The organism is Alteromonas sp. 76-1 (genome assembly GCF_900654235.1).
In the GTDB taxonomy this organism is placed as follows: Bacteria; Pseudomonadota; Gammaproteobacteria; order Enterobacterales; family Alteromonadaceae; genus Alteromonas; species Alteromonas naphthalenivorans.
In genome coordinates this window covers 1982630-1996073 of record NZ_LR136958.1, presented here as the reverse complement: position 1 = coordinate 1996073, position 13444 = coordinate 1982630, and the positions used below count along the sequence as shown (strand labels likewise).

At 43.2% G+C, this 13444-nt stretch carries 12 protein-coding genes; 8 read left to right on the top strand and 4 right to left on the bottom strand.

Going from position 1 to position 13444, the window contains the following annotated elements:
- Window positions 1–35 precede the first annotated feature (35 nt).
- Window positions 36–1901, top strand: coding sequence for a signal peptide peptidase SppA (gene sppA, locus ALT761_RS08405; protein WP_129737960.1), 1866 nt, complete (start codon window positions 36–38; stop codon window positions 1899–1901).
- A gap of 25 nt (window positions 1902–1926) precedes the next feature.
- Entirely contained in the window at window positions 1927–2433 is a 507-nt protein-coding gene (locus tag ALT761_RS08400; RefSeq protein WP_331903092.1) for a SprT family zinc-dependent metalloprotease, read from the top strand.
- Window positions 2434–2485: 52 nt separating this feature from the next.
- On the opposite strand, the gene yfbV is transcribed toward ALT761_RS08400, so the two are convergent.
- A complete protein-coding gene (gene yfbV, locus ALT761_RS08395; protein ID WP_057792258.1) occupies window positions 2486–2935 on the bottom strand; it encodes a terminus macrodomain insulation protein YfbV in 450 nt (149 codons plus the stop codon).
- A gap of 607 nt (window positions 2936–3542) precedes the next feature.
- Here yfbV and trxB point away from each other — a divergent pair.
- From trxB to infA, 4 genes are all read left to right on the top strand, one after another.
- Complete coding sequence (gene trxB, locus ALT761_RS08390) at window positions 3543–4508, top strand: thioredoxin-disulfide reductase (protein ID WP_057792262.1); 966 nt, start codon at window positions 3543–3545, stop codon at window positions 4506–4508.
- 53 nt (window positions 4509–4561) lie between these two features.
- On the top strand, window positions 4562–5308 hold the full coding sequence (gene aat, locus ALT761_RS08385; RefSeq protein ID WP_129737958.1) for a leucyl/phenylalanyl-tRNA--protein transferase: 747 nt from the start codon (window positions 4562–4564) through the stop codon (window positions 5306–5308).
- A complete protein-coding gene (locus ALT761_RS08380; RefSeq protein WP_129737956.1) occupies window positions 5305–6018 on the top strand; it encodes an arginyltransferase in 714 nt (237 codons plus the stop codon). Before aat ends, ALT761_RS08380 begins: the two co-directional genes overlap by 4 nt.
- A 76-nt stretch (window positions 6019–6094) precedes the next feature.
- Window positions 6095–6313 (top strand): translation initiation factor IF-1, encoded by a 219-nt coding sequence (gene infA / locus ALT761_RS08375; protein ID WP_013784390.1) that lies wholly within the window; start codon window positions 6095–6097, stop codon window positions 6311–6313.
- 322 nt (window positions 6314–6635) lie between these two features.
- On the opposite strand, the gene clpA is transcribed toward infA, so the two are convergent.
- On the bottom strand, window positions 6636–8912 hold the full coding sequence (clpA, locus tag ALT761_RS08370; RefSeq protein WP_013784392.1) for an ATP-dependent Clp protease ATP-binding subunit ClpA: 2277 nt from the start codon (window positions 8910–8912) through the stop codon (window positions 6636–6638).
- A gap of 24 nt (window positions 8913–8936) precedes the next feature.
- Window positions 8937–9257, bottom strand: coding sequence for an ATP-dependent Clp protease adapter ClpS (clpS, locus tag ALT761_RS08365; RefSeq protein WP_129737954.1), 321 nt, complete (start codon window positions 9255–9257; stop codon window positions 8937–8939).
- 198 nt (window positions 9258–9455) lie between these two features.
- Between clpS and cspD the strand changes: the two genes are divergently transcribed.
- Complete coding sequence (gene cspD / locus ALT761_RS08360; RefSeq protein WP_013784394.1) at window positions 9456–9674, top strand: cold shock domain-containing protein CspD; 219 nt, start codon at window positions 9456–9458, stop codon at window positions 9672–9674.
- A 407-nt stretch (window positions 9675–10081) separates the two neighbouring features.
- Here cspD and ALT761_RS08355 read toward each other — a convergent pair whose 3' ends face one another.
- A complete protein-coding gene (locus tag ALT761_RS08355; protein WP_129737952.1) occupies window positions 10082–12301 on the bottom strand; it encodes an NADP-dependent isocitrate dehydrogenase in 2220 nt (739 codons plus the stop codon).
- A gap of 423 nt (window positions 12302–12724) precedes the next feature.
- On the opposite strand from ALT761_RS08355, the gene ALT761_RS08350 reads away from it, so the two are divergent.
- The gene (locus ALT761_RS08350; RefSeq protein WP_129737950.1) at window positions 12725–13267 is read left to right on the top strand and encodes an rRNA large subunit pseudouridine synthase E; all 543 of its coding nucleotides are present in this window, start codon (window positions 12725–12727) and stop codon (window positions 13265–13267) included.
- The last annotated feature ends 177 nt before the right edge of the window (window positions 13268–13444 follow it).

The window sequence follows — 13444 nt, the reverse complement described above, 5'->3', positions numbered from 1 at the left end:
TAATAGAGTTAAACAAACAGAAGGTAATGTAATTTATGGCTGCCAAAGGAAACTGGACTAAATCCTTATTTATTGGCCTGTGGACGGTTTTAAACTTCACCCGTAAGCTTTTTTTCAATGTCATTTTTCTGGTGATTTTTGTTGGCATAATCATTGCGATTACCTCTCAAGAAGACGACCAACTTACGGTAAAAGCGAATAGTGCGCTTTTGCTTACGTTGAACGGACAACTTGTTATTGAAAAAGAGTCTGTCGATCCATTCGAACAGTTCTTACAAGATGCCATGGGGTCAGAGCCTGATAACCCAGAAGTGCTAGTGCGTGATGTCGTAAAGGTTATCGAAAACGCTAAGCAAGACAGACGGATTAAAGCGTTAGTTTTAGACCTTCAAGGTTTATCTGGCGGCGGTTTAGACAAACTTCGCACAGTTGCGCGCGCCATCAACGATTTCAAAACCTCTGAAAAGCCTGTGTACGCTATTGGTGACTATTACACTAAAGAGCAGTATTACCTTGCGGCTCATGCGAATCACGTTTATCTCAATCCTATGGGTTCATTACTGCTAGATGGCTATGGTCGTTATGGCATGTATTTCAAAGACTTCTTGGAAAAACTTAAAGTTACTACGCACATTTTCCGCGTGGGTACTTATAAATCTGCCGTAGAACCACTTATTCGTAACGATATGTCTGAAGCGGCCAAAGAAGCTGAGCGTAAATGGCTAGACGGTTACTGGCAGCAGTATAAAGAAGACGTTGCTGCCGCTCGTGGCATCCCTCTTTCCAACTTTGACGAAACCCTAGAAGGCTTACTGGCTAAGTTTGAACAAGCTGGTGGGGATTTCGCAAATTACGCATTACAAAATAACTGGGTAGATGCACTAAAAACCCGTGAAGAGGTTCGCGTTGAACTTACCGGTCTTGTGGGCGAAAACGACGACAACCATGGTGTGAATGTAACTAACTTTAACACCTACTTAAAAGTCGTTAATCCTCCCCTACCGTCTATCAATAGTGACATCGATAAGGTGGCTATTGTGGTAGCGAAGGGCACTATTTTAAACGGCAATCAAAAAGCGGGCACCATTGGCGGCGACAGTACCGCACGGTTATTGCGTAAAGCTCGTCTGGATGAAAACGTAAAAGCAGTGGTACTGCAAATAGACTCCCCAGGGGGCAGTACGTTAGGTTCAGAGATTATCCGCCAAGAAGTACTTGAGTTGAAAAATGCAGGTAAGCCGGTGGTGGTTTCTATGAGTACTTATGCTGCATCAGGCGGTTATTGGATTGCCGCTAACGCCGACCGCATTTTTGCTAGCCCAAGCACTATTACTGGCTCTATCGGCGTATTCGGCATGTTTATGACATACGAAAACTCACTTGATTACTTAGGCATTCATAGTGATGGTGTTGGCTCGAATGAGCTAGCGGGCTTCTCAGCAGTACGCCCTTTAGCACCAGAATTTGGTCAAATTTTGCAACGTAATGTTGAAACTAGCTACGGCAACTTCTTATCTTTGGTATCGAACGCCCGAGATATGACGGTAGATGAAGTAGATGACGTTGCACAAGGCCGTGTTTGGATTGGTACCGACGCCTTAGAACTTGGATTGGTTGATGAACTAGGCACGCTAGAAGACGCCGTTAATTCAGCGGCAGAATTCGCTGCACTAGAAAACTACGATACTTTCTATGTTCAACGTACACTTTCAGCACAAGAACTGTTTTGGAAAGAGTTCTTCGGTCAAGCCTTTACGTTTGTTGGAAAGTGGCAGTTTGCTAACTCAGACTCTGCGCTAATTAATGAATTCAAACGTGTATTAGGCGAGTTCAGTATTTTCAACGAACTGAACGACCCGATGGGTACCTATATTCTTTGCCTGCAGTGCCAAGTAGAATAATTAGTCACGTAGGTAAGGTACTACTATAGCAAACCATGATTTAACCTCTCTACAGCGTCAGCATATCGCTGATGCTGTAGAAGGCTGCTACCAACGCGCTGATGAATATTTCAAGCGCACATTCCCCCGCCCTGCGCTTACCTTTAGACGCTCTGGTAAAAATGCAGGCACTGCGTTTCTTCAACAAAATCGCATTAACTTACACCCCGAACTATTCAAACAGAATGAACACGAATTTATCCAAGATGTCATTCCCCATGAAGTGAGCCATTTACTTACTTGGCAATTATTCAAAAAGGTAAAACCCCACGGTGTGGAATGGCAGGCGATTATGGTTGATGTGTTTAAGCGTCCGGCTAACGCTACCCACAGTTTTGATGTAAAAGGCGTGATTGGTAAGTTGTTCAACTATGCCTGCCTTTGCAGTTCACACCAACTGACAATAAGACGACACAACAAAATTTTAAAAGGGGCGCAGTACAAGTGCCGAAAATGCAATGGCGTACTTGTAGAAGAGAAGTTAGCTAGTTAGTCGGTTAATTCGCTCGCGAACGTGCTTCGACAAAGTAACAAGCAACTGTATTTTAGCGGAACCAATGTTTAGTAAATACGTTATCTAAATCATTAAAAGCAGTTTTGAGTAACGCTGCCAATTCTTTATATTTAGGTTTCGATTTGACCGACGATACATTACAACCTTCAGAGCGCATCTTGCTGTGAATATCTTGATACCAGCTATTTAACTGCGGTGGTAAGTATTGGTTTGAACGATGACCCAACCACAATAATCCCTGAAGCGGAATACTGAGAAAGAATGCACCTATAGTGATAGTTTGTGGGATATAGTCTGTGCCCATGTTCTGAAGTAACAGTGCGCAAGAGAGTATCGCCGCAGGTGGCATGGTCTTTATAGCAAAACGCGTGGCTGCAACCACCCTACATTCAGGGAAGTAGGCATACAGTTCTTTTTTGACAGGCCAGGTTTTCATGTAGTGCTGGCCATCTTTTAGCATTGTTATCACAGACTGTGACATAAACCACCTCATTTCACTTCAGTAAGTAGCGCACTCTGGATGCTTGTTCCTTGCTTTTCAATAGCCGGTTAGCGCGGTTTTAACGCTGGATTGGCACATGATTATCGCAAGTATAAACGCTATGCTTATTTAAACGCTGTTTTTGCAAAAAAGCTCATTGATGACACAAACGCTTTATTATAATCCCAGCGCTCAAGGTTAATATGGTGCCTAAACGTGATTTCTAAAGCACAGATTTAACGTATTGCTACAACATGAATTGTAATACGAATTTCGCCTAATACAACGCAAGTTCGTCGCAATAACGCCGCCTTTTATTATAAATAATTTAAAAACAGACTTAATTGCATAATTAATTATCACCAAGTACATCAGATGGGTGACTTTTCATCATCATGAAGGCATCATAACGCCCTTCTTTCAGTGCTATTGTGCGCAGGTATCGTGTTTTTCAAAGGTATTGGCCGATTAGCAGTTGAAAAAGCAAGGTACAGTCCTTACCTAGCTACCTATAGCGTAGTGACAGCGCGACAGACAGTTGGCAAGCTTCGCTTCAAAATTATAGCAGAATTCAGCCCGGACAAATGGGCATTAGTTGGAGATACAAATGGCAGATAACAGACATGTTCGCCTACTTATTTTAGGATCGGGCCCAGCAGGCTACTCAGCGGCAGTTTATGCAGCTAGAGCAAACCTAGAACCTGTGCTTTTGACGGGGATCCAGCAAGGCGGACAGCTTACTACGACCACAGAAGTAGAAAACTGGCCAGGCGATCCAGAAGGACTAACGGGTCCTGACCTTATGGTTCGTATGCAAAAGCATGCAGAGAAGTTCGATACTGAAATTATCTTCGACCATATTAATAAAACAGATTTAACCAAGCGTCCTTTCACTCTTTATGGTGACAGTGGCACATACACGTGTGACGCCTTAATTATTGCCACAGGTGCATCTGCTAAATATCTTGGTATGGAATCTGAACAAGCGTTTATGGGTAAAGGGGTTTCGGCCTGTGCTACCTGTGACGGCTTTTTCTATCGTAACCAAAAAGTAGCGGTCATTGGCGGTGGTAATACCGCAGTTGAAGAAGCCTTGTATTTATCTAACATTGCATCTGAAGTTCACGTTGTGCATCGCCGTGATACTTTCCGTAGCGAAAAAATTCTTGAACAGCGTCTTCGCGACAAAGCAGAAAATGGCAATGTGGTATTACACTTAGACCGTACCCTTGATGAAGTCATGGGTGACGAAATGGGTGTGACGAAAATTCGCATTAAAGAAACCGATGGTGAAGCGACCGAAGAACTTGATGTAATGGGTCTTTTCGTGGCTATCGGCCATAAGCCAAATACTGACATTTTCGCTGAACAGCTTGAAATGAAAGACGGCTACATTGTGGTAAATAGCGGCTTGCACGGCAATGCAACACAAACCAGTGTTGAAGGTGTATTTGCTGCCGGTGATGTGAGCGACCATATCTACCGTCAAGCAATAACGTCTGCTGGAACGGGCTGTATGGCTGCGTTAGACGCAGAAAAATACTTAGATGGCTTTATGCCTGAGCAAGGCTAGGCCTTGTTCGATTTCAAGCCCTGCCATTTTCAGGGCTTGATGTCTTTCCTTTTATGATAGCGCTGCCTTATTTAGACATTGATACACCCTTTCCTCCTGTATCTGAAGCACTTAACGATCCAAACGGCCTACTAGCCTTTGGCGCAGATCTTAGCGCCCAGCGTCTTTTTTCTGCCTATTCTAGCGGAATATTTCCTTGGTTTAGCGATGATGAACCCTTGTTGTGGTGGTCGCCCAATCCACGTTCTATTATCGAGTTAGATGATTTCGTGTGTTCGAAAAGTTTACGCAAACTGGCTCGACAAAAGCGCTACAAGGTTACGTTGAATCACGCCTTCGATTCTGTGATTAATGCCTGTGCCAATATTCCACGTAAGAATCCGAATTCACAAGCGCCCAGTCAAGACACCTGGATAACAGAAGATATGCAAAAAGCTTACAGTTATTTGCATCAGCTTGGTTTAGCGCATTCGGTAGAAGTGTGGGACGGTGATGCGCTTGTTGGAGGCTTATACGGCGTAGGTGTAGGAAAAGTGTATTGCGGTGAGTCTATGTTTCACAAACAAAGTAATACCTCTAAATTGGCTATGCTAGCGTTAGTTGAGCACATGAAGCGTAACAAGATGGCATTCATTGATTGTCAGCTGCCAACGGATCATCTTGCCTCACTGGGTGCGAAAACAATTTTCCGTAACGAATTTATTGAAAAACTGCAAACTAGCAACCACACTCTAACCGATGAAGGCTCTCTAACTACCGACTACATGCATCAGTGGCATCCGCAGGTTATCACACCGTGAGATTTGGAATTACGCAATCTTTTGATTGTAGCTATTTGCCCAATCAACAAGAACAATTACTGGTTTATGCCGAATCAGATAACCAGCTTGCGTGGCGTTACGGTCAACTTATTCAAGTAGGGTTTAGACGCAGCGGCGAGCAAATCTACCGCCCACACTGCCCAGATTGCCATGCCTGTGAATCGGTAAGAATACCGGTGGCTACTTTTCGCCCTTCTAAAAGTCAGAAGCGCATACTCAATCGCAACCAACATTTTGTCGTAACCAGCGCCGAGAGCGCCAATCATTTATATTACCCGTTGTACGAGAAATACATTTGCGCCCGGCACACCGATGGCAGTATGTATCCGCCTTCTAGCGAACAGTTTGAAAACTTTATTCTGTGCGAGTGGAAACGCCCTCAATTTATTGAAGCCTACGATGGCGATAGGTTAATTGCAGTGGCAGTAACCGACACCATCGACAATGGCGAAGAGCATCAAGCCTTATCGGCACTTTATACTTTTTACGATCCTGATTATCACTCATCGTCTCTTGGGACGTGGATGATCATGATGCAAATCGAGCAGGCAAAGCAACAAGAACGAGATTTTGTCTACTTGGGATATTACGTAGAAGAATGCCAAAAAATGTCTTATAAGCACAAATTTTTCCCTTATGAGCAATTTTCTGGCAATAAATGGCAGCGTTTTGATAAAAAACCTGCTTAATCGCTTTACACGCAACGCAAGATTGGTTAATGTCTGCGCGGCAAAAAAATTTGAATTACTGAGGTAACTGCTTTACATGGCAAAAGAAGATTGTATTGAAATGGAAGGTACGGTTCAAGACACCCTACCTAATACTATGTTCCGTGTTGAACTAGAGAATGGTCACGTAGTGACAGCACATATTTCTGGTAAGATGCGTAAAAACTATATCCGAATTCTTACTGGCGATAAGGTCACTGTTGAGATGACTCCTTATGACCTAACAAAAGGTCGTATCATTTATCGCGCCAGATAATGAGCCATTAAGCGGTCAACGCATTCCAAAAAAAGCCCAATGTAAATCATTGGGCTTTTTTGTATGTGTAGAGTTAAGCCCCGCGATGGCATTTTAGCAATACCCTTGTGCTTGGGGTTTAGCATTAAAGCGTAGGGGTTTGAGTTTGAGTTTAGCGCTTTAAAGCGTCACTTTGCATCAACAGGCAATAAACCTGCCTAGCCCTTTCGCGTTTATCGCGTTAGAGGCTCAAGGCTTTAAGAACAAAAAAAATGCCACACCCTTTCAGGCGCAGCATTTTTTATTCAACATTAAATGTCTAGTGCAACAAGTTCACTAGGTGTTAGCTAGACTCTGTTTCTTCTTTAACTGCATCAACGCCCGAATATTCAAACTCCAACTTATCGTCGTTCAAATCTACTTTAACGTCGCCGCCTTTCGTTAATTCACCAAACAGCAATTCATTCGCCAGTTCTTTCTTAATCTCTTCTTTGATTAAGCGAGACATAGGACGGGCACCCATGGACTTGTCGTAGCCCTTCTCGGCTAAATAAGCACGTGCTGCAGGGGTAACCTCTAAAGATACTCCTTTAACGTCTAGCTGCGCCTGAAGCTCGATAATGAACTTATCAACAACCTGCAAGATAACCTCAGCATCTAGGTGATTAAACCAGATGATTCCGTCTAAGCGGTTTCTGAATTCAGGGGTAAACACCTTGTTGATTTCAGATAGCGCATCGTGGCTATGATCTTGCTGTTTAAAGCCGATAGACTTGCGCACAGTTTCCTGTACACCCGCATTGGTCGTCATTACCAATACTACATTTCTAAAGTCTACCTTGCGGCCATTGTTGTCGGTAAGCGTACCGTGATCCATGACCTGCAACAGAATGTTGTAGATATCACTGTGCGCTTTCTCGATTTCATCTAGCAGTACCACAGAGTACGGGTTTTTAATAACCGCATCGGTTAGCAATCCACCTTGCTCGAAACCCACGTAACCAGGAGGGGCACCAATCAAACGGCTAACCGCATGACGCTCCATGTACTCAGACATATCGAAACGAACCAACTCAACACCCATTATTTTAGCGAGTTGCTGCGTAACTTCGGTTTTACCCACACCGGTAGGCCCTGCAAATAAGAAACTACCAATTGGCTTTTCTTCCGCACCTAACCCAGAACGCGATAGCAAAATAGCGTCATTAAGCGTCTCTATGGCTTTGTCTTGGCCAAACACCATCATTTTAAGGTTGCGGCCAAGGTTCTTCAGTACTTCTTTGTCAGACGCTGAGACAGACTTTTCAGGGATTCGGGCCATCTTCGCAATAATCTGCTCAATATCCCCTACCCCAATCGTTTTCTTACGCTTCGATTGCGGCAACAAGCGCTGGCTTGCACCGGCTTCATCCATCACGTCAATAGCCTTATCAGGCAAGTGACGTTCGTTTATGTACTTAGCCGAAAGCTCGGCTGCAGCCTGAATGGCTTTTTGTGTATAGCGTACGTTGTGATGATCTTCATATCGGCTTTTAAGGCCAAGTAGAATTTTGGTGGTATCACTTACGCTTGGCTCAGTCACATCCACTTTTTGGAAACGACGGGCCAAGGCTCTGTCTTTCTCAAAAATACCTTGGTATTCCTGATAAGTTGTTGAGCCAATACAACGAAGTTCACCGCTTGAAAGCTTAGGCTTCAGCAAGTTAGACGCATCCATAACACCGCCTGATGCTGCACCAGCACCAATGATGGTATGAATTTCGTCGATAAATAAAATAGCGTCTTCGTCTTTCGACAATTCTTTAAGAATTGCTTTTAAGCGTTTCTCGAAATCTCCGCGATATTTAGTGCCGGCCAACAAACCGCCTAAATCTAACGAATAAACCGTGCTGTTACTGATAACTTCAGGCACATCTTCGTTTACTATTCGGTACGCTAAACCTTCAGCAATAGCGGTTTTACCTACGCCTGCTTCCCCCACAAGTAATGGGTTATTCTTTCTTCGGCGGCATAAAATCTGAATAGTGCGCTCGACTTCTTTATCGCGCCCAATCAATGGGTCTACCTTGCCTTCTTTGGCGTGGCGATTTAAATCTGTCGCGTATTTACTTAGTGCCGACCCGCTTTCTTCACCACCTTCACCCTCTTCACCCGTTTCCGGGTTAAGTGGCGCATCATCTTCGGCTTTACTCACACCGTGACTAATGAAGTTAACAATATCTAAGCGGGTTACATCAGACTTTTTGAGAATGAAAACGGCTTGAGACTCTTGCTCACTGAAAATGGCCACGAGTACATTGGCACCAGTGACTTCTTCTTTACCAGATGATTGCACATGGAAAACTGCACGTTGGAGCACGCGCTGAAAACCTAAGGTAGGCTGCGTTTCTCGTTCGTTCATTTGCTCGTCAAGAATCAACGGGGTAGTGTCTTTAACGAAAGAAATCAGCTCACTTTTAATTGCTTCAATATCCGCACCACAGGCATGCAGTGCTTCACGGGCTGCTGAGTTATCAAGTAGCGCCAGCAACAAATGCTCGACCGTCATAAACTCATGGCGGTGTTCTCTGGCAAATACAAACGCATCATTCAACGTTTGTTCTAATTCTTTATTTAACATATCGCTCGCCCTCTACAAATTGACTTACGCCTGTTCCATAGTACACATAAGCGGATGACTGTGCTTACGCGCATACTGATTAACCTGCATCACCTTGGTTTCTGCTATCTCAGCAGTAAAAATGCCACAAACCGCCTTACCTTGGTAGTGTACTGTTAGCATTATTTGATGCGCTTTCTCAGCATCCATATTAAAAAATTGCATGAGCACTTCAATTACAAAATCCATTGGCGTGTAATCGTCGTTGTTCAACAACACTTTATACATTGGCGGCGGCTGCGTTTTTTGGCGCTGCGCGTCTTTGAGTTTTTCCCTTTCGATGCTAATGGCGTTGTCTCTACTCATAATTAATAATAGTGCTTTGTTGGCAGATGTCTCACTAACTTTAGGATAAAATTAATTCACATTTGCACTTGACATAATATGGTTAAAAAATCTACATTTTAGAGGTGACGTTGTTGTTTTCAAAACACGTCACGCTGCCTTCAATTATATTGTGGGGGCATAATCGTGTTAGTTCAAGGATTAAGAGGAAGTCGAAGTATGGCGATTGGCAAAGTTAAATGGTTTAACAACGCGAAAGGATTTGGTTTTATTGTACCTGAAGATGGTGGCGAAGATATTTTCGCACACTACTCAACCATCCAAATGGAAGGATATCGCTCACTTAAAGCTGGTCAAGAAGTCACGTATGACGTGCAACAGGGCCCTAAAGGCTTACACGCCGAAAACATAGGCTTTAAAGAAGAACCAGAGCGTTAAGTAACACCGAACATATTCTACAGAAGCCTGTTGTTGCCTACTTAGGCAGCAGTGGGTTTTTTCTTAGGGAGTCGACAATCGTTCACTCTCACAGAGTTGTCTGCCCTACTCTTTCTATTAAATTTTATTTATTTCCTCGCAACGCTTCTTTTAATTATTACTTATTTTTAAATATTCTGAGTTTAATTCAGATAATTTGCCTTTCTGCTCACCCACATTGTTAGATTAAATTGCACTAAATAGTAATAAATAGAAATTAATTAGCATAAAGATAAGCCAATATTTTAGAAATTTACACCGATAGTTTTTTTCAAATTTAAACAAATATAAAAAAAACGCCCCTGACTATTTGGTCAGGAGCGCTTTTAAAATAGGTGACTAAAAAGTCAGTAACCTATTTAGTTTTATTAAGCGTTTAGAATCGCTTTCAAGGTTTCACTAGGCGACATAGTCGCTTCTAGTTTCTCTGAATCAGGGTAGTAGTAACCACCGATATCCTGAGGCTTACCTTGAGATTCATCAATCTCAGTAATGATTGTATCGATTTTAGCCGATAGTTCGTCATATACCGCTTTAAACTGTGCCGCTAAGTCAGCGTCTTCAGTTTGGTTAGCCACTTCTTCTGCCCAGTACAAACCAAGGTAAACATGGCTACCACGGTTATCTAATTGGCCAGCTTTACGCATTGGTGACTTACCATTGTTTAACAATGTTTCAGTCGCTTTATCTAATGCAGTAGCAATAATCTTAGCTTTCTTGTTGTCGTGCTTAATTGCCACGTCTTCAAGTGAAACTGCTAACGCCAAGAATTCACCGAGTGAATCCCAACGAAGGTGACCTTCTTCAACGAACTGTTGAACGTGTTTAGGTGCACTACCACCAGCGCCAGTTTCATACAAACCGCCACCTGCCATTAGAGGCACAATTGAAAGCATTTTGGCACTGGTGCCAAGCTCAAGAATTGGGAATAAGTCAGTGAGGTAATCACGCAGTACGTTACCGGTTACTGAAATAGTATCTAGACCGCGAATAGCACGTTCCATGCTGAAACGAATCGCGCGAACAGGTGCCATGATTGAAATGTCTAAACCTGACGTATCGTGGTCTTTCAAGTAGGTTTCTACTTTCGTGATCAGCTGTGCATCGTGAGCACGCTCATCATCTAACCAAAATACAGCTGGCATACCAGATTGACGTGCACGGGTAACTGCTAGCTTAACCCAGTCTTGAATAGGTGCGTCTTTCACCTGACACATACGCCAGATATCACCTTCTTCAACAGCATGCTCCATCAATACGTTACCGTCTTGATCAACAACTTGTACTGTACCGTCAGCTTCCATTTCAAACGTTTTATCGTGTGAACCGTACTCTTCAGCTTTCTGAGCCATCAAACCAACGTTAGGTACTGTACCCATTGTAGTTGGATCGAATGCACCGTGAGTTTTACAGAAGTTAATCACTTCTTGGTAAATAGTGGCATAAGTACTTTCAGGAATAACCGCTTTAGTATCGTGCGACTTTCCATCCGGTCCCCACATTTGACCAGAGTTACGGATCATTGCAGGCATTGAAGCATCTACAATTACGTCACTTGGTACGTGTAGGTTAGAAATACCTTTGTCTGAATTCACCATTGCGATAGGTGGGCGGTCGGCATAACAAGCATTGATGTCTTTTTGAATTTCAGAACGCTGAGATTCAGGAAGGCTAGCAATTTTATCGTATACGCTACCAAGACCGTTGTTAGCATTAACGCCTAGCTCTTCAAATAGGTCACCCCATTTTTCGAACAAGTCTTTGTAGAATACTTTAACGCAGTGACCAAATACGATGGGGTGAGACACCTTCATCATTGTCGCTTTAACGTGTAGCGAGAATAAAACGCCTGTGTTTTTCGCATCTTCAATTTGTTCTTCGAAGAATTCACACAAGGCTTTTTTGCTCATGTACATAGCGTCAATAACTTCACCAGCAAGCAAGCTTACTTTAGGCTTAAGCGTTTTCTTGCTGCCGTCTTTTCCGGTGAACTCAATGCTTACGTAACCTTCTTTTTCTACAGTTACTGATTTTTCACCTGAGTAGAAGTCCCCACCGCGCATGTGCGCTACGTGAGTGCGTGATGCTTGTGACCACTCGCCCATTGAATGCGGGTGCTTACGCGCAAAATTCTTAACCGCTGTAGGTGCGCGGCGGTCTGAGTTACCTTCACGTAATACAGGGTTTACTGCACTACCTAGAACCTTGCCGTAACGCTCACGAATCTCTTGGTCTTCATCAGTTTTAGGCGAATCTGGGAAAGCTGGAACGTTAAAGCCTTTTTCGTTTAGCTCAGCGATAGTGGCGCGCAACTGAGGAATAGACGCACTTACATTTGGTAGCTTAATGATGTTAGCTTCAGGATCTTGCGTCATTTCACCAAGTTCAGATAACGTATCGGTTACACGTTGCTCTTCAGAAAGAAACTCGGGAAAAGTAGCCAACACACGGGCCGCAAGAGAAATATCGCTTAGCTCTACTTCAACATCAGCAGCACTAGCAAACTTCTTAATAATAGGAAGCAACGAGTACGTCGCCAGCATTGGCGCTTCATCTGTTTTAGTATAGATGATCTTAGACTTGGTCATTATGTACCTCAATGTTGTCGGTAGCGTACTACCGTTTTAGTCCATTAGTCGCACTAACACAAAGCATGTGGAAAGCCTTCGGTCACTACGATACGTAATTGATGTTTTATGTTCTGTTGCACTTAACAACAGAACCACTTGTTGTTTTCGTCCTCGTGCTGAGATTAACGCAACCTTCATGCACTCAACACGAATGGGCAGTCTGTTATTTTTATAACTGCGAACATTAGTATAAGGTCGAAACTTTTAGTTACAAGTCATACCATTGTCTTAACCGACGACTTGCCTGAATTTCGCCGAATTTCCTACACGTTTTTATGTTCTTTATTGTTTTCGCTTTGTCTTACTCGGGCAGTATTTCGCGCTTTGTGATAGGCTTTTGCGATAGAAGGCATTCCAAGAATAAGAGTAATTATTCACACCATGGCAAACGAAAGCAAAATCGTACTTTTCAACAAACCTTTTCAAGTACTGTCTCAATTTACCGATGCAGACGGCCGTGAAACCCTTAAAGATTATATTGATATACCAGACGTGTATGCCGCCGGTCGATTGGACAGGGATTCCGAAGGGCTATTGGTACTGACTAACGACGGAAAGCTTCAACATAAATTGGCTCACCCCGAGGCCAAAACCAGTAAAACCTATTGGGTGCAAGTAGAAGGTATTCCTAACGAGGCCGCGCTAGACGCCTTGCGTAATGGTGTTGAGCTTAAAGATGGCATGACTAAACCTGCAAAAGTTGTGGCTATAGATCCACCTGAACTATGGGACAGAAACCCGCCAGTACGTTTTCGTCAGGCTATTCCCACTAGCTGGCTGTCAATCACAATCAGTGAAGGTAGGAACCGCCAAGTTAGACGTATGACTGCGCATATTGGCTTCCCCACATTACGTTTAGTCCGCTATCGCGTGGGCAATTGGACCATTGATGGCATCGATAATGGCAAGTACGTGTGTTTCTAACATTGACGCTAAAACAATGCCGATTTATTCAAACGCCTATTCAAACGCCAATAAGTTGTTTCGCTATTTAATAGACCATTAAATTGATGAAACCTAACTATGATTACGTTCATTATTAGTTATAGCTTTTTGGTTTATTGAATTTTTAAACTCGGCGCTTGAAATACGCTTTTAAAC